The following is a 26,149-nucleotide window of genomic DNA, read 5'->3' as shown; positions in this document are numbered from 1 at the left end:
CGTTAGTAGTGGCGAGCGAACGCGGACCAGGCCAGTGCCTGATATTCAACTAGCAGAACGTTCTGGAAAGGACGGCCATAGCGGGTGACAGCCCCGTATGCGAAAGTGATGTATCAGGACTCGAGTAGGGCGGAACACGTGTAATTCTGTCTGAACATGGGGGGACCACCCTCCAAGCCTAAATACTCGTACATGACCGATAGCGAACTAGTACCGTGAGGGAAAGGTGAAAAGCACCCCGATGAGGGGAGTGAAACAGTACCTGAAACGGATTGCCTACAAGCAGTTGGAGCATCTTTAGGGTGTGACAGCGTACCTCTTGCATAATGGGTCTGTGACTTAATCTATCAAGCAAGCTTAAGCCGTTAGGTGTAGGCGCAGCGAAAGCGAGTCTGAATAGGGCGACTGAGTTTGATGGATTAGACCCGAAACCCGGCGATCTAGGCATGACCAGGATGAAGGTGGGGTAACACCCACTGGAGGTCCGAACCGATTAACGTTGAAAAGTTACCGGATGAGTTGTGTTTAGGGGTGAAAGGCCAATCAAGCCGGGAAATAGCTGGTTCTCCGCGAAAACTATTGAGGTAGTGCCTCGGATGGACACCTTATGGGGTAGAGCACTGGATGGTTGCGGGGGTCGCGAGATCTACCAATACTAACCAAACTCCGAATACATAAGAGTGATATCCGGGAGACAGACGGCGGGTGCTAAGGTCCGTCGTCAAAAGGGAAACAGCCCTGACCTACAGCTAAGGTCCCCAAGTCGTGTCTAAGTGGGAAAGCATGTGGGAATCCCAAAACAACCAGGAGGTTGGCTTAGAAGCAGCCATCCTTTAAAGAAAGCGTAACAGCTCACTGGTCTAAACAAGGGTTCCTGCGGCGAAGATGTAACGGGGCTCAAGACACGCACCGAAGCTTAGGGTGTACACTTTGTGTACGCGGTAGCGGAGCGTTCCGTACGCCTGTGAAGCGGTCTGGTAATGGACCGTGGAGGTATCGGAAGTGCGAATGCAGACATGAGTAGCGATAAAGAGGGTGAGATGCCCTCTCGCCGAAAGACCAAGGGTTCCTGCGCAAGGCTAATCCGCGCAGGGTGAGCCGGCCCCTAAGACGAGCCCGAAGGGGGTAGTCGATGGGAACCACGTTAATATTCGTGGGCCTGGTGGTGTGTGACGGATGGCGTGTGTTGTCGGATCTTATCGGATTGATCCGGCTTCGAAGCTGTCCCGGGAAATAGCCCCACCGTATAGACCGTACCCGAAACCGACACAGGTGGTCAGGTAGAGTATACCAAGGCGCTTGAGAGAAGTGTCCTGAAGGAACTCGGCAAATTGCCTCCGTACCTTCGGAAGAAGGAGGCCCTGATTAAGCGCAAGCTCTATCAGGGGGCACAGGCCAGGGGGTAGCGACTGTTTAGCAAAAACACAGGGCTCTGCTAAGTCGGCTTCAAGACGACGTATAGGGCCTGACGCCTGCCCGGTGCCTGAAGGTTAAGTGGAGGGGTGCAAGCTCTGAAATGAAGCCCAGGTAAACGGCGGCCGTAACTATAACGGTCCTAAGGTAGCGAAATTCCTTGTCGGGTAAGTTCCGACCTGCACGAATGGCGTAACGACTTCCCCACTGTCTCCAGGACATGCTCAGCGAAATTGAATTCTCCGTGAAGATGCGGAGTACCCGCGGTTAGACGGAAAGACCCCGTGCACCTTTACTGCAGCTTCAGAGTGGCATTAGGAAAGAACTGTGTAGCATAGGTGGGAGGCTTTGAAGCATTGGCGCCAGCCGGTGTGGAGCCATAGGTGAAATACCACCCTGTTGTTTTCTGATGTCTAACCTGCAACCATGAAACTGGTTGAGGGACCCTCTGTGGCGGGTAGTTTGACTGGGGCGGTCGCCTCCTAAAGAGTAACGGAGGCGCGCGAAGGTTGGCTCAGGACGGTTGGAAACCGTCTGTTAGAGTGCAATGGCATAAGCCAGCCTGACTGCGAGACTGACAAGTCGAGCAGAGACGAAAGTCGGTCATAGTGATCCGGTGGTCCCTCGTGGAAGGGCCATCGCTCAACGGATAAAAGGTACGCCGGGGATAACAGGCTGATAACCCCCAAGAGCTCATATCGACGGGGTTGTTTGGCACCTCGATGTCGGCTCATCACATCCTGGGGCTGGAGCAGGTCCCAAGGGTTTGGCTGTTCGCCAATTAAAGTGGTACGTGAGCTGGGTTCAGAACGTCGCGAGACAGTTTGGTCCCTATCTGCCGTGGGCGTCGAAATTTGAGAGGAGTTGCCCCTAGTACGAGAGGACCGGGGTGAACATGCCTCTGGTGTACCTGTCGTCGTGCCAACGGCGCAGCAGGGTAGCTATGCATGGACGGGATAACCGCTGAAAGCATCTAAGCGGGAAGCCTCCCTCAAGATAAGATTTCTTAGGACGGTCGGAGACCACGACCTCGATAGATCGGATGTGGAAGCGCAGTAATGCGTGAAGCTAACCGATACTAATTGTCCTATTCGCGCTTGAAACAGGTTTCCATAAAAGTACTACTTTTATGGATGCCAGAGAGTTCACACCCCCAACGTCAGCACTGGCTGACACACGTGGTTGAAACCCTCAGCCCTTGAAACACCGATTTGAAAAACATGTGCACCCGCTTCATTGCCTGGTGGCTATAGCGTTTGTGAACCACCCGATCCCATCCCGAACTCGGCCGTGAAACCAAACCGCGCCAATGGTACTACTGCCTAAGCAGTGGAAGAGTAGGTCGTCGCCAGGCATTGAAGCCGGTGCACATATCCATTCACACTCGTCATAACACCCCTTCCGCCCAACAGGGCGACCATGGTGGCGCGGGGTGGAGCAGCCCGGTAGCTCGTCAGGCTCATAACCTGAAGGTCACAGGTTCAAATCCTGTCCCCGCAACCAAACCAAAAAGCCCGCATGTCTAACGACTTGACGGGCTTTTTGCGCTTAGGCGCGCGCGACAGGCGCCCAAGCCGCAATCCTTGAGCCAGTCGTGCGCGTCGTGATACGCATTGCCACCGACGTCCCGACGAGGAACGCATGCGGCCAACGGCAATCTTCAGCGCATTCTCCGGGAAATACCTGCTCCTACGCTTTCCTGCCGGGCGCCAGTACCGCGTCGAAATCGCCGAACGCCCCACTAGCATCCTGTCGCCGACTGATCTGGCAGCACTGCAGGCCGCCTGCCGCGACGTTGTGGCTAGCTGTCTGGACGGGCGGCAGCTCGATTACGGGTTGTTCGCGCCTGACGGGGCCGCATGGGACCGCAGCGTGGTCACCTTGGTCCGGCGGGCCGGCGACAGCCGACCCATTGCGTTCAACGCCATGCCGTTGCTCAGGGTGCAGCGTGGCGGCCTGCCGGACGACGTGCTGCATCTTGGACTTGTCATGGTCGATCCGGCCGAGCGGAGTGGGGGGCTGTCATGGATTCTCTATGGCCTGACCTGCTTTGCGCTCTTCGTCCGGCGTGGCCTGCGCCCGCTATGGATCAGCAGCGTGACACAGGTGCCCGCCGTCGTCGGCATGGTCGCGCAGACGTTCGACGACGTGTATCCCGCACAGGCGGGCACCCGGCCGAGCTTCGCCCACCAGCACCTTGCCTATCAGATCATGCGGAAGGAGCGCGCGGCGTTCGGCGTCGGCGAAGACGCAGGGTTCGACCCGGCAACGCAGGTCATTACCAATGCCTATACCGGCGGGTCCGACAATCTGAAGAAGAGCTTCGCCGTCGCCGCCAAGCATCGCGATGAACGCTATAACCGGTTCTGCGCCGAAACGCTGGACTATGTCCGAGGCGACGACGTGCTGCAGATCGGTCGTATCGACCTGTCGACCGCGCGGCGGTTTCTGGCGAAAAGCGTTCCTCGCAGCGCCATTCCGCAACTGGGCGTGCAGGCGATCATCCTGACGATCCAGGCCATCGTCGCGCCGCTGGTTCAGTGGTTGGCTGCGGATCAACCGTTGGGAAGATTGAGGGGGGGATGAGCGGGTTTTGCTATGATGGGATGACGGTACGCAACCGCGGGTTCGTCACGGCGGACGAGCAGGCGCGGTTGCGGGCGGCTAAGATATTGATTCCGGGGGTCGGCGGCATGGGCGGGGCCGCGTTCATGGCACTGGTGCGCGCCGGCGTCGGCCGCTTTGCCATCGCGGATATCGACCGTTTCGAGCTGTCGAACCTGAACCGCCAGCTGTTCGCCACGCTGGACACCATCGGCGAGGACAAGGCGACGGCGGCGCGGGCCGGCGCGCTGCGGATCAACCCGGAAGTCGAGATCGAGCTGCTGGGCGCGGAATGGACCGACGCGTTGGACCGGCTGATCCCGGAGAGCGACGTGATCGTCAACGGCATGGACGATGCGGCGGCAGGCGTGCACCTGTACCGCCGGGCGCAGGCGCATGGCCGTACCGTCATCGACGCCTATGCCTCGCCGCTGCCGTCGGTGACGGTCGTTCGCCCCGAGGACCCGCGACCCGAAGTGCGGCTACGCTATCCGACGGTCGGCATTCCATGGACCGAGGTGACGGCCGACATGCGCACCCTCTGTCTCCAGCGCGAGATCGAATATGTGCTGATCCACAGCAGCAGCCACGCGCATGTCGACCTGGACATTGCGGCCGAGGTCGCCGCAGGCAAGCGGTCGCGCTTTTCCTTTGCCACGATGGTGACGATGGCGGGCACGATGATGGCCGAAGAGGCGATCCGCGTCATCCTGCGGCGACCCAGCGGCACCGACCATCGCGGTTATTTCTTCAACCCGCACCGGATGCGGGTCGAGCGCCCGCGCGCGGCACCGGTCGCCGCCGTCCGCGGCGTCGTCGTCCGGCGGTTCCTGCGGCGGATGATGGCGTGATCGACCCGCTGGTCACCGTGATCGCGCTGGGCGCGGCGGCGATCGCCCGCGTCGCCGCCGGCGAGGCTGCGTCACGCTCTCCGGTCGCCAGGGCATTGCGTCGTGTGTACGGGCTGACCGTGCTGCTGCTGGCGCTACGGCTAATCGGTTCGGTCAGCAATGCGGTGCCGTTCGTCGTCGCGCTGATGATCGTCGCGGCATGGCTGCCGCTCGCCGGCCTACGCCTGGCGGAGGAGTTGTGCCGCCGTCATGCGCAGCGCTGGGTGAAGCTCCTCGGGCTGGGCGGCGGCGTGGCGTTCACCCTGGTCGCATTGACGCTGGGCGTGGTGTGGAGCGAGGCGGCGATCGTGGCGCTGGCCGTTTATCAATCGGTCATGCTGGCGCTGACGATCCTGTTGCTGGCGCACGAACGCGCCGAACTGAAGCCGGCCGAGCGGCGGACGCTCGATACCTTCCTGCTTGCGCTGTTGCTGACCATTCCGCTGGCGCTCAGCGATTTCCATGCCCTGTTCCCCGAACTGCCAGTGCGCGGCGGCGCCATCGCCGTGCTGGTGATCGTGCTGGGATCGTCGCGCCTGGCCGATGGCCGGGGACGGCCATCGGGACTGATCGCCGATCTGGCGGTCGCGAGCGGTGCCTGCGGCCTGATCGTGCTGGCGGCATGGCTGTCGTGGCCGGCGATCGACGCGGCAGCGGCGGTGCGGATCGCGGCGGCCGGATGGGCGGTGGTGGCATTGCTGTTGCTGGTCGAGCGGCGGAGCGGTCGAGACACGCGCGGATCGGGGCTGATCGCCGCGCTGGCCCGCGCGCCGATGATGCGCCGGGACATGATCCTGTCGGCGCATCCCCTGCTCGAAAGCGGACAGGTGATCGATGGCGACATGCTGACCGCCTATCCGCCGGACAGTATCGAACGGTTGCTGTGTCACCCCGTCATCGACGCCGATCTGGACGACGAGGCGGGCGATGCCGGACGCGACCTGTTGCAGGCGACGCAGGCGACGCATCTGATCCGCCTGTCGCGGACACCGCCGCGATGGCTGGCGATCGCGGCGGGCGGGCTGGCCGGGGCCGAGCTGGACGACGAGATCGCGGTCGCGGCGCGGTTGATCGAGGCGGCGGCATGAGCGTCGAGCTGCGCCAAGGCGACGAGGAGGCGTTCTTTGCCGCGCCGTTCCATGCCTATTCCCGCGATACCGGCTATGTGTCGCCGATGCGCGGCGATGTGCGGCGGATGCTCGACCCGCGCGCCAACCCCCTGTGGTCGGCCGGCAATCCTTATGCCTTCTGGACGGCAAATCGGGGCGAACGTCCGGTCGGGCGGATCGTCGCGCATGTCCATCGCCAGTCGAATGCCGCGCACGGCACGCGCCGCGCCCAGTTCGGATTCTTCGATTGCGCCGACGATGACGAGGCTGCCGCCGCCCTGCTGGGCGCGGCCGAGGGGTTTGCACGGGAGCATGGGCCCACCGAGCTGGTCGGCAATTTCAACCTGACCGCGATGCAGCAATGCGGCGTGATGACCGATGGCTTCGGCGCGCGGGCCTATACCGACATGGTGGTCGGCGCGCCGCATATCCCGCGCCTGCTGACGGTCAACGGGTTCGCGCCGTTCTTTCCGATGCGGACGTTCGAACTGGATCTGGAGTCGGCGCGGATCGACGGGTTGCGGGTGCTGGACGGCGACGACGGCTTTCGCTTCGCGCCGATCGAGAAGGCGAGCTTTGCCGAGCGGATGGAGGAGGCGCGGATCGTGCTGAACGACGGGTTCGCCGACAATCCGATGTTCGTGCCGCTGACGGCGGAGGAGTTCCGGTTCCAGGCGGGGGAGATGATGTCGATTCTCGACCCGCGCCTGTCGTCGGTCCTGCTGCATGACGGGCAGCCGGTGGGGACGGTGGTCTGCATTCCCGACCTGAACGGGCTGCTGGCCGCCACCGGGTCACGGATCGGGTGGACGACGCCGTTTCATTACCTGCGCTATCGCCTGCGACGACGGCGGGCGGTCATCATCTTCTATTCGGTGCTACAGGCGATGCAGGGACAGGGCGTGATGGGCGGAATGCTGGCGCGCACGGTGACGGCGCTGCGCGAGGCGGGCTACCGCCGGCTCGGCATCACCTGGATCGCCGACGTCAACGCGGCCAGCCTCCGCCAGATGGACAGGATCGGCGCACAGCCGCTGCATCGGCTCCATCTGTTTCGAAAGACGCTGGCATGAGCGGCATCGATCGCATCGCGCTGGTCGCCGAAGCGGCGCTTGCCCCCAGCGTCCATAATGTTCAGCCCGCCCGCTGGCGGCTGACCGGTGACGACGGCGTCGCACTGTTCGAGGATCTGCGTTGCCGCCTGTCGGTCGGTGACCCCCATGCGAACGATGCGGTGATCAGCCTGGGGGCTGCGGCGGAAGGGATGCGACTGGCGGCGGCGCGGCGCGGACTGGCGCTGCGGGAGGTCGCGCGCCCAGCGGACGAGCAGGATCTGCGCGCGGTCGCGGCGTGGCAGCTTGTGGTGGGTGGGACGGTCGAGCCGCTCGGCGATGTCGTCGAAGCGCGCCGGTCGTGGCGGGGGGCGTTTGCAGCGCCGACGTTGATGGACCGGGCGATGGCGGCGGCTCTGGTGGCCGACGACGCGGCGATACTGACCGATGCGGCGGTGCTGCGACAGGTCGCCACCCGCTATGATGCGGCAAGCTATTACTTTTTGCGCGACGATGCGTTTCGCGCGGAGCTCCTGGGATGGATGCGGTTGCGCCGTCGCCATCCCCGCTGGGATTTAGACGGACTGAACGCGCGGGCGATGGCGATGGGCGGGATTGAGGCGCAGGGCGCGCGGATCGTGCTGGGTCCGGCATTCCGCCTGCTCGACCGTCTGGGCCTCGCCCGGCCGCTGCTGGCCGAGGGGGCGAAGATCGCGAAGGCGGCGGGCGTGGTGCTGTTCCACCGGCCGCGCGACGAGGCGCCGTTCGACAGCGGCGCGGCCTTCTACCGGCTGTGGTTGCGGCTCGAGGCGGCCGGGTTCGGCGCGGCGGTACTGGCGGCGCTGGCCGATGACCCGGATGCCGCGGCGGATATGGCGCGGCGGGCTGGCCTAGGGGAAGATCGCCGCATCGTCAGCGCGTTTCGCATCGGGCGTCGGCCGCCCGGATCGGTCTCGGTGCGTGCCCGCCGCCCGATCGGCGAGCTGCTGGTTTAGGTGTTCGCCCCAGCTTTGCCGGGCCAAATTTACAAAAGTTTCAGAAAGGCGGTCAGCGCCTGTTTGTCGGTGTCGGACAGGTCGGTGCCGAAGCTGTGGCCGCCATTGCCGCGTCCGGGCTGGCGGGCGTCGAGCCAGGCGGGGCGGGCAAAGGGGCGATAGCCGGCGGGATAGGCGCCATCCGGCGTCAGGCGCAGGCCGACCCGTTCGATATCGAGCGCATGGCCGCCGACCTGAAACCGGATCGGCCGCCGGGCGGGCGTCAGCAGCGTGTCGAGTGTCGGCACCGATCCGTTGTGGAGATAGGGCGCCGACGCCCACAGCCCGGCCAGCGGCGGCGCGGCATAGCCCGATCCGGTCGTGACATCGATCCGACCAGCATAGGCGCTGCTCCCGACCGCCATGGCCAGCGCCCTGTCGAACGCGGTGGCGCGCAGCGGGTCGGTGCCGACATCGCCGATCCAGTTGGGAAACCGAACCAGCCGTGCGCGGCGACCCTCCAGCCGATAGTCGCCGTGACAGGCGGCGCAGTGCCGAGCGTAGAGCACGGCGCCCGTTCGCGCGCGGGGCAGGTCGACCGCGCCGGGGAAGGGGGCGGGGCGATAGGCCGCGAGGAAGGCGAGGACCGCATCGGCATCCGCCAATGCGTCGATCGCCGCGTCGGGATGCACGCCCATGCTGGGTACGGTGAAGAAGGTCGTGATCCGCGCCAGTGCCGTGCGATGCGCCGGAGTCAGGTCGTCTCGGGTGGTCGCGCGCGTCGCCTCCCCGGGGATGCCGTAGGCACCATCGGCCAGCAGCCGGGTACGCCATAGCCGGGCGCCAAGATCCGGGATTGATACCGTGCCGACATCGCCGCGTCCGCCGCCGATCAGCGGCACGTTCAGCGCGGCCTTGAGCGCCGCGACGCCGTTGGTGCTGCCGGGCGTGCCGTTGGGAAAGGGCAGGGGGCGTTCGGCATCGCGCAAATCGGCCAGCCGCTGCCGGACCAGCGGCCGCACCAGCAGACGCAGGCTCAGCCGTTCGCGCGCCCCCATGTCGGGAAACAGCGCGGCGGCGGTCGGGAGCAGCCGGTCGCTGTCGACATGGCGGCGCAGTGCGACGAACACCGCCATCGTATAGGCTTCGAGATCGAGCGAGGTGTTGGGCATGCCGAGCACCGCGCGCGACGGATCGGGGGTGCCATCGGCGCGATAAGCGATGCCGGCATGGCAGGCCGCGCAGCCGAGATTGGCGACCCGCACGATGCTGCCGCCGACGGGGGCGACGTCGCCGGCGGTGAAGCCCAGCAGCATGCCGCCCGGCCGCATGCCGACGCCGGGCGGGCGGTTGACGACCTGCGCGGCGGTGAGGAAGCCGAAACGGGCGAGGATGCGCGACAGCGTCGCCGGCTCGATCCGCGTGGCGGGATCGCGCGCCTGTTCGTCGAGGACGAGGGCGGCGGCGACCAGCCGCCATGGCAGCGCGCTGCGCTCCAGTGCCGCCACGCTGATGCCGCCGAACGCCGCGCCTTCGAAGGCTGCGGCGCCCTGAGCGACCATGCCGGCGGACGGGGCGACAGCCGGGCGGGTGACCGCGTCGCCGACCGGGCGTGCGCCCGCCCAGAGCAGCGTGCCGCCCAGCACCAATGCCGCGCCCGCCACCGCGAACCGGCGGAGCAGGGTGATCCGCCGCGGCGTCATTCGCCGAGCGCACAGCCCTGCAGGATCGTCGTGCCGGCGAGCGCCGTCACCCGGTCGCAGGTGAGCGTGACGCGGCTGCCCTTGGCGAGGTTCGCGATCTGCGTGGCATCGGCGACGTTCGCAACGACGAAGTTGAACGGGGTGCGCCCTTCGAGCGAGAGGGCGGCGTTGCTGCCCGGCGTGACCCCGGCGACGGTGCCGGTGGCGGTGATCGGGCCGGGATAGCGGGTCCGCGCGCCCTGCGGATCGTCGCGAAACGCCGCGTCGAGGCTGGCGATGGTGGTGCGGGTGGCGTCGGCTGCGGCGCTCGCGCTGGGTTCGGGGGCGGTGGCGGACTCCTTCGCGGCGGTTGCCGGCGCTTCGTTGCGGTCGGGGGCGGCGATCGGTCGGGGGCCGTCGCGCTGCGACCAGAGCATGACCAGGATCACGAACAGTGCGACCGCGATGATGACCGGCAGGATCAGCCCGCCCGCGCCGCTCGATCGTTTCTCGGCCGGTCGGGGCTTCGCGGACGGCGCGGGGCGCGGGGCTGCGTCGGTCGGTCCGGTATCGACCGGCGGCGCGGCGGGGGTCGGGGCATCGACGGCGTTGCCGCACGCGGGGCAGAAGCGGGCGTCGGTCGGCAGCGCGCTGCCGCATCGGGTGCAAAAGGCCATGGCGTTGCTCCGTCAGGGAATGTGAAACACGTGGAACGGCGGCAGTGCCTCGAGGACGCTCGTACCGGTGCGCCGTTCGCAGATGCGGTCGATGGCCCATGCGCCCAGGAAGAAACCGACGAAGAAGGCGACCAGCGCCGCATCGCTGTTCCACGGCTCGAACAGGCCGAACAGGACCAGTCCGGCGAGGCCGCCGACCACGATTTCGAGGATGGCATAGGCGAAGATGACGAAGCCGGACACCTTCGGCCGGGGTCGGGCATCGCTTACCGGGCCGGGCGGCGGGGTGGTGCGGTTGCCCAGTTCCCGCTCGGGCGCGCGCAGGCCCCAGGCGATCGACTTGTAAAGCGCGAAGACGATCGCCACCAGCAGGACGCCCATGAAGAGCACGCCGCCCGCGCCGCCATAGGGGAACAGGGTTTCGTTCACCATCGCCGCCGCGACGACGGCCAGCAGCAGGCCGATGCAGTGGAAGACGAAACTCCAGCCGGCGCGGCGGACATAGCGGTGATATTCGCGTTCGGATACCGGTACCGGCTGTCCCTTGCCATCGAAGCGGTAGACATAGCCGGTCGGCGTCCGTTGGAACTGCCGCTTCATGAAGATGCCGTAACCCTTGATGAGTCCCATCTCGGTCACTCCCAAATCCGGGGCGGTCGCGGAGGACCGCCTTAGCGCAGGCGGTGGAACAGCGGTCCGGAGCGCGGGGTCGTGCGGCTCGATGCCTTGAGCCCCTGCAGCGTGGTGACGATGCCGCGCGGACCGCGCGTCAGGGTGAAGAGCGGCTGTCCGCGCCGATAGCCGCTGTCGAACATATTGTCGGGACCATAGCCGTAGAATTTGACGATCGCCGATCGTCCCTGCGGCGTGACGGTGCAGCGGATGCGCTTGTTGGTCTGAAACCCCTGGCCCTCCAGGGAGCAGCCGGTGGCGCCGGCCGAGGGACCGATGTGCAGGGTGTAGGTGATGAACGCGACGACGCTGTCGCGCTTGTCGGGTCCGCCGTAACGGCCGACATCCTCTTCCCAGATATAGCGGCCCTGCCATGTGGCGACCTGCGCGGATGCCGGCTGGGATGCGACGGCTGCCAGCGTCAGCGTCGCCCACGCGATGCCGAGGAATATGGTCTTCACGATCCTTCTCCTTGTCGAGCGAAAGGGTCAGAACGGGGATGTAACGTTCGAAGCGGCGTTGCGCTTCACTTGGCCAGCAACGACATGCGGCCGGTCAGGGGCGTGATGGCATAGTCCGCCCCGCCCTGACGCGCAGGCCACATCGCGACCTGGAACCGCTGCTTGGCGGCGCAGATGCTGACGGTCCACACCTCGTAATGGCCGCCCATCGACGGGGCCGGACGCGTCGGCTGACGCGGGACATAGGTGCGCGGCATGATGGTCATGTGCGCCGAGGTCATCATGCGACAGCCGCCGGTGCGGCTGGAATATTCGGCAATCGCGCGCAGCACGTCGAGCTGGAGCTGCTGCGTCGCGCGGGTCTGTCCCGTGATCCGCAGCGGATAGGCGGCGGCGGGCTGGGCGATGCCGATCGTCGACAGGGCGAGCGCAACGGCGGCGATCCAGGGTTTGCGATCCATCGTCTCTCTCCTTCGTCCCGGTCGATCCGGGGTCGGAAGCCGATGTCGGCCTCGCAATCCTAAATACACGACGTTCAATTAATCTCAAATGAACATCGATAAATTGATGGGGGCGTGCGATGAAGCGTTCAGTCTGCCATCGAAACTCAGGACGCGCGAACGCCCGACCCCGCGGCCGGTCGGTTCCGCGTTGTCGGGCGTCCATCGTTGGCGAGCGGCGCTCCGCCGGTCCGCTACAGCGGCAGACCCACGTAGTTTTCGGCGATCGCGGTCTGCATGGTGCGCGATGCGGCGACATAGTCGAGCTCGGCAGTCTGCATCCGGTGTTCGAATGCGCCGTCCTCCGGAAAGCGATGCATCAGCTTGGTCAGATACCAGCTGAACCGTTCCGCCTTCCAGATGCGGGCCAGCGCGCGTGCCTGATAGCCGTTCAGCCCGGCGTCGTCGCCGTGCTTGAAGAAGGCGATCAGCGCGTCGGAGAGATAGGCGACGTCGGACGCGGCGAGGTTCAGCCCCTTCGCCCCGGTCGGCGGCACGATATGGGCGCTGTCACCGGCCAGGAACAGCCGGCCATGGCGCATGGTTTCGAACACATAGGAGCGCAGCGGCGCGATCGACATTTCCAGTGCCGGCCCGCGCGTGACGCCATGGTCGGAGATCGGGTCGAACCGCTCGGCCAGTTCGTCCCACAGCCGCTCCTCGCTCCAGTCCTCGATCCGGTTGGTCCGCGGCACCTGCACATAATAGCGGCTGCGCGTGGCGGACCGCATCGATGCGAGGGCAAAGCCGCGATCGGTGTTGGCATAGATCAGTTCGGGATGGCAGGGCGGCACATCGGCGAGGATGCCGAGCCAGCCGAACGGATATTCGCGTTCGAACTCGCGCACCGCCGATGCCGGGATCGCCTTGCGCGAGGGGCCGTGGAATCCGTCGCAGCCGATGACGAACTGCGCATCGATCCGCATCGGTTCGCCGTCCTTCGCAAAGGTCACGAACGGCGCATCGCTGTCGAGGTCGTGCAGCGCGACGTCCTTCGCATCGTACAGGATCGTCAGGTCGCGCGTCGGCGCCGCGTCCATCAGGTCGCGCGTGACTTCGGTCTGGCCATAGACGGTGACGTGCTTGCCGGTGAGGCCCAAGATATCGATGCGGATCAGATGGTCGGCGGTGGCGAGATTGAACCCTTCCTCGACCATCCCTTCCGCGCGTAACCGCCGGTCGAGGCCGAGCCGCTCCATCAAGTCGGTCGTCACCGCCTCCAGCACGCCTGCACGGATGCGGCCGAGGACATAGTCCGGCGACTGGCGTTCGACGACGATGCAGTCGACCCCGCTCGCCCGCAGCAGATGCCCCAGCAACAGTCCCGACGGCCCCGCGCCGATGATGACGACCGAGGTCTTCACCGGGCCGCCGCCAGTTGCTTGTCGAGCGCGTCGAGCACGCGGTAGCAGGGCATGACCTGTGCGACGCTGGCATTGGGTTCGCGGCCTTCGCGGATCGCGGCGATGAATTCGCGGTCCTGCAATTCGATGCCGTTGGTCGACACCGCGACGCCCGACAGGTCGATCGGCTCTTCCTTGCCCGTCACCAGATCGTCGTAGCGGGCGATATAGGTGCCGGTGTCGCCGATATAGCGGAAGAAGGTGCCGAGCGGCCCGTCATTGTTGAACGACAGCGACAGGGTGCAGATCGCACCGCTTTGCGCCTTCAGCTGGATCGACATGTCCATCGCGATGCCGAGGTCGGGATGGTGCGGCCCTTCGATGGCGTTGGCCTGTACGATCGGCCCCGCCTGATAGGCGAACAGGTCGACGGTGTGCGCGGCATGGTGCCACAGCAGATGGTCGGTCCACGAGCGCGGCTCCCCCTTCGCATTTATGTTCTTGCGGCGGAAGAAATAGGTCTGCACGTCCATCTGCTGCACGGCGAACTCGCCCCGCGCGATGCGGTCATGGACGTACTGGTGGCTGGGGTTGAAACGGCGGGTATGGCCGCACATCGCGGTCAGCCCGGTCGCGTTCGCCTTGGCCAGCACCGCCTCGCCATCGGCCAGGCTGTCGCACAGCGGAATTTCGACCTGCACATGCTTGCCCGCGTCGAGGCACTGGATCGCCTGTGCGGCATGCATCTGGGTCGGGGTGCACAGGATGACGGCGTCGAGACCGGGTTGGTCGAGCGCTTCGGCAAGGTCGGTGGTGGCGTGGCCGATGCCGTATTTGGCGGCGATCGCCTGGGTCGGTTCCAGACGGCGACCGACCAGCGAGACGACGTCGACGCCGTCGATGTTCTTCAGGCCGTCGAGATGCTTTTCACCGAAGGCGCCGGCGCCGGCGAGTGCGATTTTCATATTGATCTCCCTCTCCCCGCTTGCGGGGAGAGGGCTGGGGAGAGGGGCAGTCTCTCACGCCAGCCCTATCGTTTTCGGTTGTCGACTGCCCCTCTCCCAACCCTCTCCCCTGAAGGGGAGAGGGCTTTAATTGTCGGGTTTGAGTACGAGGTGGCCGATGGCGGTGTTGCTGCACGGGACATGGTAATGCCGGTGAAGAGCGGCGGTGCGCTTGCCCATGGCGCCGCGCATGATCAGCCACATCACCATCTCGATCCCTTCGGACCCGGTTTCGCGCAGATATTCGATATGCGGAATGTGGCGCAGCCGGTCGGTGTCGCCGATCATGCCGTCGAGAAAGTCATTGTCCCATTCGGCGTTGATGAGTCCGGCGCGCGGCCCCTGCAACTGGTGGCTCATGCCGCCGGTGCCCCAGACCTGTACGTTCAGATCCTCCGGGAAGCTGGCGACGGCGCGCGCGATCGCCTCGCCCAGCGCCCAGCAGCGATTGCCCGAGGGCGGGGGATAGGTGACGACGTTGACTGCGAGCGGAATGACCTTGACCGGCCATTCGGCCACGTCGCCGAACATCATGCTGAGCGGGACGGTCAGCCCGTGATCGACATCCATCTCGTTGATGATGGTCATGTCGAATTCGTCCAAGATCAGGCCTTGTGCGATGTGCCACGCCAGGTCGGGATGGCCGTGGACGACGGGCACCTTGCGCGGACCCCAGCCTTCGTCGGCGGGTCGGTAGCTTTCGCCGCAGCCGATCGCGAAGGTCGGGATGAACTTCATGTCGAAGGCGCTGGCATGGTCGTTATAGACCAGGATGACGACGTCGGGCTTTTCCGCCTGCTCCCAGGCGCGGGTCCAGTCATATCCGGCGAAGATCGGGCCGAAATAATCGTCGCGATCCTTTTTCAGGTCATGCGCGACGCCGAGCAGGGGAACGTGGCTGGTCGCCACGCCGGCGGTGATGCGGGCCATTATCGCAGGTCCTTTTTGGAACGGACGCCGTTGGGCGAGCGGCCGCCGGCGTTCATCATCGCCTGATATTCCTCGACCGACACGCCGGTCATGGTGCTGACTGCCTGGACGAAGCTCAGGCCATCGGTCGAGAACACCTTGGCAAGAAAATAGATATTGCCACCCAGATCGAGGCAGCGATTATAGTCGCGCGACAGGATCGCTTCGCGCTGCTCCGGGCTGAGCGGCCATTCGTCGAGATAGGCCGCCTCGTCCGCCTTCCACCGTTCGCGGTTTTCCGGCTTCATCAGGCTCATCGCGAACTGGTTCATGTGATAGCCCTGTCGCGCCCGCGCGGCGGTGAAGACGCGGGTGCCGGGAATATCCTCGAACTCGGCGAGATAGGCGTGGATGTCCTTGGGCTCGCTCACCGGCCGCGCTCCTTCAGCAACGCATCGAGGCGCGGGAAGACGCGGCGGGCATTGCCTGCGAAGATCGCGGCCCGCTCCGCATCGTTGATATCCAGCGCATCGACATAGCGTTTGGTGTCGTCGAAATACTGCCCGGTCGTCGGATCGATGCCGCGCACCGCGCCGACCATCTCGCTGCCGAACAGGATGTTCTTGTTGTCGATCACGTCCGCCAACAGGTCGATGCCGGGTTGGTGATAGACGCAGGTGTCGAAGAAGATGTTGTTCATCAGATGCGTGTCGAGCGCGGGCTTCTTGAGCATATCGGCCAGCCCACGATAACGTCCCCAGTGATAGGGGACCGCGCCGCCGCCATGCGGGATGATGAAGCGCAGTGTCGGGAAATCGGCGAACAGGTCGCCTTGCAGCAACTGCATGAAGGCGACAGTATCGGCGGCGATGTAATAGCCGCCGGTCGCGTGCATTGCCGGGTTGCAGCTGCCCGACACATGGATCATCGCCGGCACGTCGAGCGCGACCATCGCCTCGTAGAAGGGATACCAGTAGCGGTCGGTCAGCGGCGGGTGGGTGAAATGGCCGCCGCCCGGATCGGGGTTCAGGTTGCAGCCGATGAAGCCCAACTCGCGCACGCAGCGCTCCAGTTCGGCGATCGAGGCGGTCATGTCCGCCTTCGGGCTTTGCGGCAGCATGCACACGCCGACAAAGGTTTCGGGGAAAAGGCCGACGACGCGCGCGATCAGGTCGTTGCAGCGGCGTGCCCAGTCGATCGCCACGGCTTCGTCGCCGACATGCGGCGCCATCGCGGAGGCGCGGGGGGAAAAGATGGTGAGGTCGGCGCCGCGTTCCCTGATGAGGCGCAGCTGGTTCGCTTCGATCGTCTCGCGAATGTCGGCGTCGCTGATGTCGGGATAGGGCGGGGCGGGTTCGCCGGCTTGATATGCCGCGACCTGTGCCTCGCGCCATGCATCATGGGCCTTGGGCAGCACGGTGTAATGGCCGTGGCAGTCGATGATCATTGCGTGTCTCCCAAAGCGGCGAGCTTGGCGGTCAGGCCGGCGGGCGGGGTGAGGCCGAGGCCGCCGAGCGTCCGCTGACGTTCGATGGTGCCGCGCGTCATCGCGGGGTCGACGCCTAGCGCCGCCAGTGTGACGGCGACCTCTTCCATCTCGGCGGCGCGGCGCAGGCCATGCGCCATCATACGGTCGAGATTATAGTCGATCCGCGTTTCCCATCCTTGCGGCTTCCAGCTGGCGTCGAGCGAGGCGATGACCGGGTCCAGCACCCCGGCGCGTTCGGCGGCGAGTGCGCATTCGGCGGTCAGTGCCTCCAGCCCCTTCACCATGACCGACCGGATCATCTTGATCGACGATGCCGCGCCGATCGCGGGGCCGGCGATGGCGACATTGGTGAAGCCATGGTCGCGCAATACCGCCTCGGCCTCTGCCGCGTGCGGACCGGCGAGCAGCAGCGGCGCGGCAAGGCGCGCAGGCAGGACCGGTGCCATCACCGCGACATCGACATAGCGGCCACCGGCGGTGGCGACCGCCTGCGCCGCCGCACGCTTGGTGTCGGGAGCGACGCTGTTCATATCGAGCCAGAGCGCACCGGGCGCGAGCAGGGCGGCATAGGCGCGGGCGGCGGGTAGCGCCTGATCCGCCGTTACCAGCGAGAAGACGGCATCGGCATCGGCGAGCGCCTCAGCCGGTGTTTGGCAGCCGATAACACCAGTCGCGCCGTACGCATCACCGATCGCCGCGCCCTTCCGATCATAGGCGCGGATGCCCGGCCGGGCGAATGCCTGTCCTGCCTCTCCGAACCCGATCGATGCGATGGTCATTGCCATGCCCCCTGGGTGGCAGGCGGCCATCGGTCCGGCCAATCGGAAAGCGCCGGAGCCTATCGGTTTTCCTGAAGTCTGGTTTCCTGCGATGCGCGTTCCAGTAGAGCGATCAACCGCGCCTGCCCTGCGGTCGGGCGCCAGCCGGTGCGGGTGGTGATGCCGATCATCCGCACCGTATCGGTCAGCTCGGGACCGATCCGTACCAGCAGCCCGGCATCCACCTCCAGCGCGACCTGATCGGGCGACAACAGCGTCAGGAGATCGCTGGTCGCCAGCAGCCCGCGGATCACCATCACCGACCCGCATTCGACCGGTACGTTGGGAAGCGGGCGGCCGGCGAACAGCGTCTCCCAATGGCTGCGCAGCGGTGTGCCGATCGGCCCGACGACCCAGTTCTGCGCGGCCAGCCGTTCCAGATCGACCGCCTGCCCGGCAAGCGGATGGCCGGCGCGGGCGAAGATGGCGAGCCGGTCGGTGAACAAGGGCAATTGATCGATCCCGGGCGGCGGGTCGCTGCGCAGCGCGCCGATCATCAGGTCGATCACCCCGTCGAGCAGCGGGTCGATCAACTCGCGCCACGACCCTTCCACCACGTCGATGAGCGTCCCGCGGGCATCGGGCAGGAAAATGGCGAGCGCATGGGGCAGCAAAAGCGCGCGGCTGAGCGGCATCGCGCCGACGGCGATCCGGCCACCTTCCGCCGCATCGCCGCGTGCCTCGGCGATACCGGCGGCGATCTCCCCCGCCGCCAGTCGCACGCCGCGCGCCAGCGCGCGACCGGCGGGGGTCAGCACCATGCCGCGCCCGCGCCGTTCGGCCAGCGGCGTCGCCCAGATCTGTTCCAGTTCGCGTACCGCGCGGTGGATCGCCGGTTGCGACAGGCCGCTGCTCGCCGCCGCCCCGGCAAAGCCGCCGGCATCGGCGAAGTGCAGGAACGCCTCGGCCTGGGTCGCGGTCATCAGCGCGTCGGGCCGGGCGAAGCCGCGCTTGCCGCTGCGCCGTCCGACCCCCGCCAGCAGGGCGAAGGCACGCTCGGTCCGCTCGGCCAGCGCCAGCCCGGCGGCGGTTGCGGCCATGCCGTCGGGCTGGCGTTCGAACAGCCGGGTGCCGAGTTGCCGCTCCATCTTGCTCAACCCTTGCGTCAGCGCGGGCTGCGACAGACCGGCGACCTCGGCGGCGCGGTTGAGGCTGCGTTCGGCGACGATATGGCCGATGGCACGCAGATGGCGCAGGTTAAGATCGAACGGCTTCACGGCACGCGGATATAGCAAAAACTTATGACGTGCGCGCAAGATGGATTGGCCTTGGCCGGCGCGACGCGGGACGGACGATGCGATTTGCCGGCAGAAAGGATCGCCATGAACGTCGTCGTGCAGAATATCGAACGGGCCGACGCGGCGGTCATCGACGGGCTGGCGGCGGCGGGTGTCGCCACGGTGCACGAGGCGCAGGGCCGGATCGGGCTGCTGGGCGCCTATCTGCGGCCGATCTATCCCGGTGCGCGGATTGCCGGCAGCGCGGTGACGATTTCCGCAGCGCCCGGCGACAACTGGATGGTGCATGTCGCGATCGAACAATTGAAGGCGGGCGATATCCTCGTCCTCGCACCGACTTCGCCGTGCATCGACGGCTATTTCGGCGACCTGCTGGCGACCAGCGCGATGGCGCGGGGCTGTCGCGGGCTGGTGATTGATGCGGGTGTACGCGACGTGCGCGACCTGACGCAGATGGGCTTTCCGGTGTGGTCGAAGGCAGTGTTCGCGCAAGGGACGGTGAAGAACACGCTGGGGTCGGTCAATGTCCCGGTGGTCTGCGCCGGGGCGGGCGTAGAGGCGGGCGACGTGATCGTGGCCGATGACGACGGCGTATGCGTGGTGAAGCGGGCGGATGCGGCGGCGGTGCTGGAGAAGGCCCGCGCGCGCGAAGCGGCGGAAGAGGGCAAGCGGGTGCGGCTGGCGGCAGGTGAACTCGGCCTCGACATATACGACATGCGGCCGCGGCTGGAAGCGATGGGGCTGAAATATGTCTGATGGCGTGCGCTGCATGTGGATGCGCGGGGGATCGTCGAAAGGGGGATATTTCCTGAAGGACGACCTGCCCGCCGATCCGGCGGAGCGCGATGCGTTCCTGCTGCGCATCATGGGGTCGCCCGATCCGCGGCAGATCGACGGGATGGGCGGGGCGGACCCGCTGACCAGCAAGGTCGCGGTAGTCGGGGCTTCGGCGCGCGAGGGCGTGGACGTCGACTATCTGTTTTTGCAGGTGTTCGTCGATCAGGCGATCGTGACCGATGCGCAGAATTGCGGGAATATCCTGGCGGGCGTCGGGCCGTTCGCGATCGAGCGTGGACTGGTCGCCGCGGCGGACGGGGAGACGCGGGTCGCGATCTTCATGGAGAATACGGGCCAGGTGGCGGTCGCCACGGTGCAGACGCCGGACGGGCGTGTGACCTATGCGGGGGAGGCAGCGATCAGCGGGGTGCCGGGCACCGCCGCGCCGGTGCCGCTGGCGTTTCGCGATACGGGGGGGGCGTCGTGCGGCGCGCTGCTGCCTACCGGCAACGGGGTCGATGTCATCGATGGGGTAGGGGTGACGATGATCGACAATGGCATGCCCTGCGTAGTGATCGCGGCGCAAGACGTTGGAATCACCGGCTATGAGGATCGCGAGACGCTGGAAGCGAATGACGCGATGAAGGCGCGGGTGGAGGCGATCCGGTTGCAGGCCGGGCCGCTGATGAACCTGGGCGACGTGACGGCCAAGTCGGTGCCCAAGATGATGCTGGTCGCAGCACCCAGGGACGGCGGGGCGATCGCGGTGCGGTCGCTGATCCCGCACCGGGTGCATGCGTCGATCGGGGTGCTGGGGGCGGTGAGTGTCGCGACCGCGTGCCTGATCCCGGATTCGCCGGCGGCGAAGGTCGCGAAGGTGCCGCAGGGGAGGCAATTGACCCTGGGGGTCGAGCACCCGAGCGGGGTGACTGAATGCGTCGTTACGCTGGACGAAGCGGGGCAGCCGATCGAGGCGGGGATGTTGCGAACCGCGCGGAAGTTGATGGACGGGGAGGTTTTCGCGTGAAGGACGAACAGGGACGCATCCGCAGCTGGACGCTGGAACCCTCCACGCCGCGCTTCGTGCCCCCGCCGGGCGCGGTCGACGCGCATTGCCATGTGTTCGGGCCGCAGGCGGAATTTCCGTTCAGTGCCAAGGCGAAATACCTGCCGCAGGATGCCGGGCCGGACGCGCTGTTCGCGCTGCGCCGGACATTGGGGTTCAGCCGCAACGTGATCGTGCAGGCGAGCTGCCACGGCACCGACAATCGTGCCACCTTGCACGCCATCGCCGTGTCGGAAGGAACGTGCCGGGGCGTGGCGGTGGTCGATCCCGCGATCAGCGAGGCGGAGCTGGACGCGCTGCACGCGGGCGGCATTCGCGGGGTGCGGTTCAATTTCCTGAAGCGGCTGGTGGACGACGCGCCCAAGGACAAGTTCCTCGACGTGGCGCGGCGGATCGAGCGGCTGGGGTGGCATGTCGTCGTCTATTTCGAGGCGGACCTGCTGGAGGAGATGCGTGCCTTTCTGGCGGCGATCCCGGTGCCGGTGGTGATCGATCACATGGGGCGGCCCGATGTGACGCAGGGGCCGGATGGGGTCGACATGACCGCGTTCCGGACGCTGCTCGACAGCCGGGACGATATCTGGACGAAGGTGACGTGCCCCGACCGGCTGGACCCGGCGGGGCCCCCCTATGCCGATTTCGTGGCGGCGGTGCGGCCGCTGGTCGAGGCGTACCCGGATCGGGTGCTGTGGGGGACCGACTGGCCGCATCCCAATATGGAGAGCGTGCTGCCCGACGACGGGGCGCTGGTCGATGTGATCCCGGCGATTGCGCCGACGGCCGAATTGCAGCGTCGGTTATTGGTGGACAATCCGATGCGGTTGTACTGGCCGGAGGAAGGCTGAACCCCACGTTCGTCATTCCCGCGCAGGCGGGAGTCCATAGACGCTGCCGTTTCGGCTGGATGCGCGACGACAGCGTGTATGGACTCCCGCCTGCGCGGGAGTGACGATTGGTGGGTAGCCGGGCAGCTCTACCCAACCACCGCCCGACATTCGAACGCCGCCGCCTTTTCCGTGTCGGTCGCCCCCGCCACCGGTCGTGCGACCAGGGGATAGGGGCAGAGCGGGCGGGTGCGGCCGGGCCACGGCGTCATCGGACCGGCGCTCGCCTCGATCCGGTCGGGGGCCTGGCCCTGTTCGACCCAGCGGACCAAGGCGCCGAGGCCGTCGAACTGGTCGGTCGCCGGACCGCCCTGACAGTGCGCCATGCCGGGCACCGGGAAGATGCGGACGAAGCTCGCGGCCTGTCCGGCGTTGGACCGGTTCACGTCGTTCCACCACGCGATGGTGTCGTTGATCGAGAAGACCGGATCGGATGCGCCGTGCGGCACGATCATCCGCCCGCCGCGCTTGCGGAAGCGCGACAGGTCGCTCGACCGGGCAGCGATGTCTTCCCATGCCGAACGCGGAAAGCCCGGCGCGGTGGCGTGGATCGCGGCCGGATCGCGGTCGAAGTCGTAGGCCATGGAATAGTCCATGCCGGCCTGCGGCCCCGGACCCAGCGCACGCGGCGGGGTGGAGAAGATCGTCGCCAGTGCCGGCGCGCCCATTCCGGCGTTGATCGACGGCACCGCCGGGGTTTCCAGCCCCAGTTTCCAGATGCGCCAGCCATTGTCGGCCATGCCGGCATCCCAGGGGAAGCTGGCATAGAGCGATTGTCCCCGGCTGTCGCGCGGACCGCCGAAGCCGCGCACCATCGCGTCGATTTGCGCGGGGGCGAGGCAGCTCTGGTTCTTCTGCCCGCTGCACTGGCGCGCGCGCAGTTCGCGCACGACTTCGACCGTGCCGCATTGGGCGAACGCGCCGACCAACCCGTCGGCGAGCCCGTCCTTCGCGTCGCACGCCGCCAGCACCGCTTGCCGTGCGAGCAGCAGGTCGGCGTTGGAGAATGCCTGCGCCAGACGGGCGACCGGTACGCTCTTTTCACCGGGCGCGCGGACCTGGGCGGCATAGCTTTGCGTGTCCCATGCCTCCGGCAATCGCTGCCTTGGGCAGGGCGAAGCCGGGGGCGGCGGCAAGGATGCCGTCGAACGCCTCCGGGTAGCGTTGGGCGAAGGCCATGCCCTCCTGTCCGCCCTTCGAACAGCCGGCGAAATAGCTGTGCGCCGGGTCGCCGCCATAGCGCCGCTTCAGGATCGCGCGGGCGGCGTCGTAGCTGGCCTTCAGCGACGCATGGCCGTAATCGGCGCGCGCCTGTGCATCGAAGCCGAACGCGACCGCGCCGCCGCGTGCCGGGTCGGCATTGGTTTCGTTGGAATGGCCCGAATCCTGACTGATGACGGCAAAGCCCTGCGCCAGCGCGGTTGCGCCGGCGTTGAGCGGCCCGACCGCCGAGCCGATGTCGCCATTGGTGCCGCCGCCGCCCTGGAACAGGAAACGGCGGTTCCATTGGTCGGGCAGGCGCATGCGGAAGCGGATGGCGTATTTCTGCCCGTCCTGCCCGGTGCGTTCCCGCAAGACGCCGGTGACTTCGCAATGCGCGGGAAGGGGCGCAGTCTTCGCCCCCATGCCCAGATCCAGCACCAGACCGGCGGCGCGGTCGTCGGCGGTCAGGATGCGCATGCTCGGATCGCTCCAGCCGCCCGCCATCAGCGCGGCGCAACCCTGCGGCGCCGAGGCTTGCGTCGTGGCCATCGGCGTGACCGGCGTCGCGCATCCGGCGAGTGCCGAGCCGGCAAGGATCGCGGCCAGGGTGACATGCCGTCGCGTCATGTTGCTCTCCATCGTCATGCCAGCTGATAGACGGTGATCCGCACCGCCGCCCCGTCCGCCGGATCGGCGGGGCCGACCGTGCCGAGGAAATTGCCCTGGTTCAGCCAGCCATGCTTGCCCAGGGGTACTTCGAACACCGGGGTCGTGCGGACCTTTCCGTCGAACACCACGCCCTTGTTGGTGATGTGGATGAGGGTGCCGTCGGCCTCGCGCATCAGATAGGCGGCCTCCAGCAGGGTCGATCCGTCGGCGCGGACGAGTTGCCAGTCCATCCCCTCGGGCAGGATCGTGCCGGAGATGCGCGGACCGGCGAAGCGGCCGCCGGTGATCGGGATGCGGATGCGCTTGCCCATCGGGGTAGCGCCGACCTCCTCCGCCTTGCCCAGCGTCACGATCGCTTCATAGACGAAGGTCAGGCCGATGCTGGTCAGCCGTTCGGGGGTTGCCGCCGCCGCGCCGCCGGGGAGCGCCGCCGATCCGGCCAGCGCGGCGGAGGCGCCGAGCATCGCGCGCCGTGTCCAGCCGTCCGTCATCGAATCGACCATCTTCTCTCCCCTCCGAATATTGTTATGGTATATATCTAATGTGCGTTGCCGGCGTCAACCGGTCTTGGCGAACTGGCGCTGGAGCCAGTGGTCGAACGTCTCGACCCAGTGCCCGACCGGCAGGGCGGGGGAGCCGACGCCGAAGCCGTGGCCGCCCTCCGCTGCGAAATGCGCCTCGACCGGGCGACCGGCGCGACGCAGCGCGGCCATCATCGCCATGCTGTTGTCGGGCACGACCGCGCCGTCGTCCATCGCGTGCAGCAGGAAGGTCGGCGGGGTTGTGCCGGTGACATGGTCGGCCGGCGAACGACGGGCGATGGCCGCTGCGTTGGGGTTCTTGCCCAGCAGCCGTTCGGCGGAGAGCGCGTGGGTGAAGGGCGGGGCGGCGGCGATCACCGGATAGATCAGCGCGGCGGCATCGGGCCGGGCATCGATCCGGTCGACCGCATCGCGCGCCGGATAGACGGTCTGCGCGAAGTCGGTTTCGAGTGTCGCGGCGAGGTGCCCGCCCGCCGAAAAGCCCAGCACCGCTACCCGGTGCGGGTCGAGGCCGTCCTTCGATGCGGCGGCGCGGACCATGCGCAGGCCGCGCTGCGCATCCTGCAATGGCACGTCGGCGCGGTTGGCCCAGCCTTCGCCGGGCAGGCGATAGACAAGGACATAGACGGTATAGCCGAGCGCGTTCAGCCGCTGCGCAATATCGACGCCTTCATTGCCGATCGACAGGAAGTCATAGGCGCCGCCGGGGACGACCAGCACCGACGCCCCGTTGGCGCGCGCCGGGCGGAACAGGCGCAGGCCGGGCTGTTCGATATTCCTCAGGAAGGTGGCCGGGCTGTCGGCCGGGACCGTGACCGGGCGGAAGCCGCCGCCCGGCGGGGTGCCGGTCCATAGCGGCACGAACGGCGCGGCGGTCCATGCGGCGGGCGGGGCGGGGCGTTCAGCCATGGCGGCGGGTTTCTGCGCGACGGCGACGCCCGTACCGAGGGCGAGGGACAGCAGCAACGCGGCGCGAAGGGGCAGGGAAAGGGCGGCCATGGGCAATATCCTGTCGGAGTATCATGTCGCCGCGCCATCGATCCCGAAGGCGCGGCGCAGCGCGGCGATCTTGGCGGCGGTGAAGCGCTTGGCAAGCCCGGTTTCGGGCGCGACGGCATCGAAGCCGTGGAACGCGCCCGGCGTCACGACCAGCTCGGTCGGCACGCCCGCCGCGTTCAGCCGCCGGGCATAGTCCATGTCCTCGTCGACGAAGAGGTCGACCCCGCCGACGCCGATAAAGGTGGGCGGCAGGCCCGACAGGTCGCGCACGCGCGCCGGCACCCCGGCGGCGGGGACGGAGGGGCCGCCCGGTGCCTGTCCCAGGAATGATCGCCAGCCGAAGACATTGGCCGGGGCGTCCCAGCCGATGCGGCCGATGAACGGCGGCACTTTGCGCGTGCTGCCGGTGCGGTCGTCGAGCATCGGGTAGATCAGGATCTGCGCGCACAGCGGCACGCTGCGGCGGTCGCGCGCCATCAGCGCCAATAGTGCGGCATGGCCGCCGCCCGCGCTCTCGCCCATCACCGCGATCCGGGCGGGATCGACGCCGAGCGTGGCGGCATTGGCGTGGAGCCACAGCAGCGCGGCATGATTGTCGGCGACCGAGCCGACATAGCTGGTTTCGGGGGCCAGCCGGTATTCGACGGTGACGACTGCGCAGTCGAGTTGCCGGGCGATGTCCTGGCATTGCAGGATCGATCCGGTGGCCGAGCCGACGATATAGCCGCCGCCATGGGTGTGCAGGATGGCGGGGCGGCGGGTGCCGGGCTTGGCGTTGATGACGTAGATCGTCACAGGCGGCTGGCCCGGCGCACCCGGAATGCGGCGTTCGACATGGGGAATGTCGGTCGCGGGCGGCGGCTGGGGCCCGGCGCGCATCGTCTTATAGGCTTGCGTAATCGGCGGCATGGCGGCGACCATCGCCTGGATCTGGCGGGCGCCGGCGCGCAGTTCGGGGGCGACCGCCGCGATCGGATCGGGCGGGGCGGCCGTAGCGCGGGCGAGGGCACCGATGGGTAGTGCCGTTGCCACCCCGGCCAGTGCTACGCCGCGCAATACGTCCCGCCGTTCCAGTGTCATGCCACCTCTCCCGCAGCCGCCACGGCTTCCGCCGCCCGCTGCTTAGATATGTTCTATAACTTCGTGTCTGCGCTGCGCGGAATGCGTTTGCAAA

Annotated in this window: 25 protein-coding genes, 1 tRNA gene and 2 rRNA genes (1 of these 28 running past the window's edge); 11 read left to right on the top strand and 17 right to left on the bottom strand. The window is 66.9% G+C overall.

Annotation, left to right across the window (positions count from 1 at the left end; all coding sequences use genetic code 11):
• The 8 genes from PPZ50_RS15885 to PPZ50_RS15850 all read left to right on the top strand — a co-directional run.
• A 23S ribosomal RNA gene (locus PPZ50_RS15885) occupies positions 1-2,515 on the top strand (it extends 276 nt beyond the left edge of the window).
• Between the two features lie 137 nt (positions 2,516-2,652).
• A 5S ribosomal RNA gene (gene rrf / locus PPZ50_RS15880) occupies positions 2,653-2,767 on the top strand.
• A gap of 72 nt (positions 2,768-2,839) precedes the next feature.
• A tRNA-Met gene (locus PPZ50_RS15875) sits at positions 2,840-2,916 on the top strand.
• Positions 2,917-3,054: 138 nt separating this feature from the next.
• Complete coding sequence (locus PPZ50_RS15870) at positions 3,055-3,999, top strand: hypothetical protein (protein WP_066693491.1); 945 nt, start codon at positions 3,055-3,057, stop codon at positions 3,997-3,999.
• 20 nt (positions 4,000-4,019) lie between these two features.
• Positions 4,020-4,868 (top strand): HesA/MoeB/ThiF family protein, encoded by an 849-nt coding sequence (locus PPZ50_RS15865; protein ID WP_206432977.1) that lies wholly within the window; start codon positions 4,020-4,022, stop codon positions 4,866-4,868.
• The gene (locus tag PPZ50_RS15860; RefSeq protein ID WP_126014231.1) at positions 4,865-5,995 is read left to right on the top strand and encodes a hypothetical protein; all 1,131 of its coding nucleotides are present in this window, start codon (positions 4,865-4,867) and stop codon (positions 5,993-5,995) included. Before PPZ50_RS15865 ends, PPZ50_RS15860 begins: the two co-directional genes overlap by 4 nt.
• Positions 5,992-7,089, top strand: a complete 1,098-nt coding sequence (locus PPZ50_RS15855; RefSeq protein WP_126014229.1) for a GNAT family N-acetyltransferase — start codon at positions 5,992-5,994, stop codon at positions 7,087-7,089. The genes PPZ50_RS15860 and PPZ50_RS15855 overlap by 4 nt, the downstream gene beginning before the upstream one ends.
• Positions 7,086-8,063 (top strand): hypothetical protein, encoded by a 978-nt coding sequence (locus PPZ50_RS15850; protein ID WP_126014227.1) that lies wholly within the window; start codon positions 7,086-7,088, stop codon positions 8,061-8,063. Before PPZ50_RS15855 ends, PPZ50_RS15850 begins: the two co-directional genes overlap by 4 nt.
• Before the next feature lie 29 nt (positions 8,064-8,092).
• Here the strand turns inward: PPZ50_RS15850 and PPZ50_RS15845 are convergent, their stop codons facing one another.
• The 12 genes from PPZ50_RS15845 to PPZ50_RS15790 form a co-directional block, all read right to left on the bottom strand.
• Positions 8,093-9,745, bottom strand: coding sequence for a hypothetical protein (locus PPZ50_RS15845; protein WP_272815485.1), 1,653 nt, complete (start codon positions 9,743-9,745; stop codon positions 8,093-8,095).
• A complete protein-coding gene (locus PPZ50_RS15840) occupies positions 9,742-10,401 on the bottom strand; it encodes a zinc-ribbon domain-containing protein (RefSeq protein ID WP_126014234.1) in 660 nt (219 codons plus the stop codon). The genes PPZ50_RS15845 and PPZ50_RS15840 overlap by 4 nt, the downstream gene beginning before the upstream one ends.
• A gap of 12 nt (positions 10,402-10,413) precedes the next feature.
• Positions 10,414-11,031 carry a hypothetical protein gene (locus PPZ50_RS15835; protein WP_126014223.1) on the bottom strand — a complete coding sequence of 206 codons (618 nt, stop codon included), beginning with the start codon at positions 11,029-11,031 and terminating at the stop codon, positions 10,414-10,416.
• Positions 11,032-11,072: 41 nt separating this feature from the next.
• Positions 11,073-11,534 (bottom strand): DUF5991 domain-containing protein, encoded by a 462-nt coding sequence (locus PPZ50_RS15830; RefSeq protein WP_126014221.1) that lies wholly within the window; start codon positions 11,532-11,534, stop codon positions 11,073-11,075.
• Between the two features lie 65 nt (positions 11,535-11,599).
• Positions 11,600-11,995, bottom strand: coding sequence for a hypothetical protein (locus PPZ50_RS15825; protein ID WP_066689193.1), 396 nt, complete (start codon positions 11,993-11,995; stop codon positions 11,600-11,602).
• A 233-nt stretch (positions 11,996-12,228) separates the two neighbouring features.
• A complete protein-coding gene (gene pobA / locus PPZ50_RS15820) occupies positions 12,229-13,398 on the bottom strand; it encodes a 4-hydroxybenzoate 3-monooxygenase (protein ID WP_066689194.1) in 1,170 nt (389 codons plus the stop codon).
• Positions 13,395-14,342, bottom strand: a complete 948-nt coding sequence (locus tag PPZ50_RS15815; protein ID WP_066689201.1) for a Gfo/Idh/MocA family oxidoreductase — start codon at positions 14,340-14,342, stop codon at positions 13,395-13,397. The genes pobA and PPZ50_RS15815 overlap by 4 nt, the downstream gene beginning before the upstream one ends.
• A gap of 126 nt (positions 14,343-14,468) precedes the next feature.
• Positions 14,469-15,311: a class III extradiol dioxygenase subunit beta gene (locus tag PPZ50_RS15810; protein ID WP_066689202.1), complete on the bottom strand. Its 843-nt coding sequence runs from the start codon at positions 15,309-15,311 to the stop codon at positions 14,469-14,471.
• Positions 15,311-15,721: a protocatechuate 4,5-dioxygenase subunit alpha gene (gene ligA / locus PPZ50_RS15805; RefSeq protein ID WP_066689203.1), complete on the bottom strand. Its 411-nt coding sequence runs from the start codon at positions 15,719-15,721 to the stop codon at positions 15,311-15,313. Before ligA ends, PPZ50_RS15810 begins: the two co-directional genes overlap by 1 nt.
• Complete coding sequence (locus PPZ50_RS15800; protein WP_066689204.1) at positions 15,718-16,737, bottom strand: amidohydrolase family protein; 1,020 nt, start codon at positions 16,735-16,737, stop codon at positions 15,718-15,720. Before PPZ50_RS15800 ends, ligA begins: the two co-directional genes overlap by 4 nt.
• The gene (locus PPZ50_RS15795; protein WP_066689206.1) at positions 16,734-17,564 is read right to left on the bottom strand and encodes an NAD(P)-dependent oxidoreductase; all 831 of its coding nucleotides are present in this window, start codon (positions 17,562-17,564) and stop codon (positions 16,734-16,736) included. The genes PPZ50_RS15800 and PPZ50_RS15795 overlap by 4 nt, the downstream gene beginning before the upstream one ends.
• 53 nt (positions 17,565-17,617) lie before the next feature.
• A complete protein-coding gene (locus tag PPZ50_RS15790; protein ID WP_066689358.1) occupies positions 17,618-18,814 on the bottom strand; it encodes a LysR family transcriptional regulator in 1,197 nt (398 codons plus the stop codon).
• Between the two features lie 105 nt (positions 18,815-18,919).
• Between PPZ50_RS15790 and ligK the strand changes: the two genes are divergently transcribed.
• Genes ligK through PPZ50_RS15775 form a run of 3 tightly spaced genes read left to right on the top strand, consistent with a single transcriptional unit; the run spans position 18,920 to position 21,523 of the window.
• On the top strand, positions 18,920-19,591 hold the full coding sequence (ligK, locus tag PPZ50_RS15785; RefSeq protein WP_066689208.1) for a 4-carboxy-4-hydroxy-2-oxoadipate aldolase/oxaloacetate decarboxylase: 672 nt from the start codon (positions 18,920-18,922) through the stop codon (positions 19,589-19,591).
• Positions 19,584-20,639: a 4-oxalomesaconate tautomerase gene (locus tag PPZ50_RS15780; RefSeq protein WP_272815484.1), complete on the top strand. Its 1,056-nt coding sequence runs from the start codon at positions 19,584-19,586 to the stop codon at positions 20,637-20,639. The genes ligK and PPZ50_RS15780 overlap by 8 nt, the downstream gene beginning before the upstream one ends.
• The gene (locus tag PPZ50_RS15775; RefSeq protein ID WP_272815483.1) at positions 20,636-21,523 is read left to right on the top strand and encodes an amidohydrolase family protein; all 888 of its coding nucleotides are present in this window, start codon (positions 20,636-20,638) and stop codon (positions 21,521-21,523) included. The genes PPZ50_RS15780 and PPZ50_RS15775 overlap by 4 nt, the downstream gene beginning before the upstream one ends.
• Positions 21,524-21,651: 128 nt before the next feature.
• Here the strand turns inward: PPZ50_RS15775 and PPZ50_RS15770 are convergent, their stop codons facing one another.
• Genes PPZ50_RS15770 through PPZ50_RS15750 form a run of 5 tightly spaced genes read right to left on the bottom strand, consistent with a single transcriptional unit; the run spans position 21,652 to position 26,055 of the window.
• Positions 21,652-22,659 carry a tannase/feruloyl esterase family alpha/beta hydrolase gene (locus tag PPZ50_RS15770; protein WP_272815482.1) on the bottom strand — a complete coding sequence of 336 codons (1,008 nt, stop codon included), beginning with the start codon at positions 22,657-22,659 and terminating at the stop codon, positions 21,652-21,654.
• Positions 22,604-23,392, bottom strand: coding sequence for a tannase/feruloyl esterase family alpha/beta hydrolase (locus PPZ50_RS15765; RefSeq protein WP_272815481.1), 789 nt, complete (start codon positions 23,390-23,392; stop codon positions 22,604-22,606). Before PPZ50_RS15765 ends, PPZ50_RS15770 begins: the two co-directional genes overlap by 56 nt.
• A 14-nt stretch (positions 23,393-23,406) precedes the next feature.
• Positions 23,407-23,937, bottom strand: coding sequence for a DUF3237 domain-containing protein (locus PPZ50_RS15760; protein WP_066689214.1), 531 nt, complete (start codon positions 23,935-23,937; stop codon positions 23,407-23,409).
• Between the two features lie 54 nt (positions 23,938-23,991).
• Entirely contained in the window at positions 23,992-24,975 is a 984-nt protein-coding gene (locus tag PPZ50_RS15755) for an alpha/beta hydrolase (protein WP_272815480.1), read from the bottom strand.
• Positions 24,976-24,996: 21 nt separating this feature from the next.
• Positions 24,997-26,055, bottom strand: coding sequence for an alpha/beta hydrolase (locus PPZ50_RS15750; RefSeq protein ID WP_272815479.1), 1,059 nt, complete (start codon positions 26,053-26,055; stop codon positions 24,997-24,999).
• Positions 26,056-26,149 lie beyond the last annotated feature (94 nt).

The sequence above is a fragment of the Sphingomonas hankookensis genome, assembly GCF_028551275.1.
Classification (GTDB): domain Bacteria; phylum Pseudomonadota; class Alphaproteobacteria; order Sphingomonadales; family Sphingomonadaceae; genus Sphingomonas; species Sphingomonas hankookensis_A.
Note: the sequence above shows the minus strand (reverse complement) of the source record. Positions and strands in the feature narration are given on the sequence as shown.

Coding starts and splice junctions, on each gene's coding strand:
- PPZ50_RS15840 (WP_126014234.1), bottom strand. CDS start 10,401: ATGGCCTTTTGCACCCGATGCGGCAGCGCGCTGCCGACCGACGCCCGC.
- PPZ50_RS15855 (WP_126014229.1), top strand. CDS start 5,992: ATGAGCGTCGAGCTGCGCCAAGGCGACGAGGAGGCGTTCTTTGCCGCG.
- PPZ50_RS15850 (WP_126014227.1), top strand. CDS start 7,086: ATGAGCGGCATCGATCGCATCGCGCTGGTCGCCGAAGCGGCGCTTGCC.
- PPZ50_RS15750 (WP_272815479.1), bottom strand. CDS start 26,055: ATGACACTGGAACGGCGGGACGTATTGCGCGGCGTAGCACTGGCCGGG.
- PPZ50_RS15765 (WP_272815481.1), bottom strand. CDS start 23,392: ATGACGCGACGGCATGTCACCCTGGCCGCGATCCTTGCCGGCTCGGCA.
- ligK (WP_066689208.1), top strand. CDS start 18,920: ATGAACGTCGTCGTGCAGAATATCGAACGGGCCGACGCGGCGGTCATC.
- PPZ50_RS15845 (WP_272815485.1), bottom strand. CDS start 9,745: ATGACGCCGCGGCGGATCACCCTGCTCCGCCGGTTCGCGGTGGCGGGC.
- PPZ50_RS15865 (WP_206432977.1), top strand. CDS start 4,020: ATGACGGTACGCAACCGCGGGTTCGTCACGGCGGACGAGCAGGCGCGG.
- PPZ50_RS15780 (WP_272815484.1), top strand. CDS start 19,584: ATGTCTGATGGCGTGCGCTGCATGTGGATGCGCGGGGGATCGTCGAAA.
- PPZ50_RS15810 (WP_066689202.1), bottom strand. CDS start 15,311: ATGGCCCGCATCACCGCCGGCGTGGCGACCAGCCACGTTCCCCTGCTC.
- PPZ50_RS15800 (WP_066689204.1), bottom strand. CDS start 16,737: ATGATCATCGACTGCCACGGCCATTACACCGTGCTGCCCAAGGCCCAT.
- PPZ50_RS15870 (WP_066693491.1), top strand. CDS start 3,055: ATGCGGCCAACGGCAATCTTCAGCGCATTCTCCGGGAAATACCTGCTC.
- PPZ50_RS15835 (WP_126014223.1), bottom strand. CDS start 11,031: ATGGGACTCATCAAGGGTTACGGCATCTTCATGAAGCGGCAGTTCCAA.
- PPZ50_RS15815 (WP_066689201.1), bottom strand. CDS start 14,342: ATGAAAATCGCACTCGCCGGCGCCGGCGCCTTCGGTGAAAAGCATCTC.
- PPZ50_RS15755 (WP_272815480.1), bottom strand. CDS start 24,975: ATGGCCGCCCTTTCCCTGCCCCTTCGCGCCGCGTTGCTGCTGTCCCTC.
- PPZ50_RS15825 (WP_066689193.1), bottom strand. CDS start 11,995: ATGGATCGCAAACCCTGGATCGCCGCCGTTGCGCTCGCCCTGTCGACG.
- PPZ50_RS15795 (WP_066689206.1), bottom strand. CDS start 17,564: ATGGCAATGACCATCGCATCGATCGGGTTCGGAGAGGCAGGACAGGCA.
- PPZ50_RS15760 (WP_066689214.1), bottom strand. CDS start 23,937: ATGGTCGATTCGATGACGGACGGCTGGACACGGCGCGCGATGCTCGGC.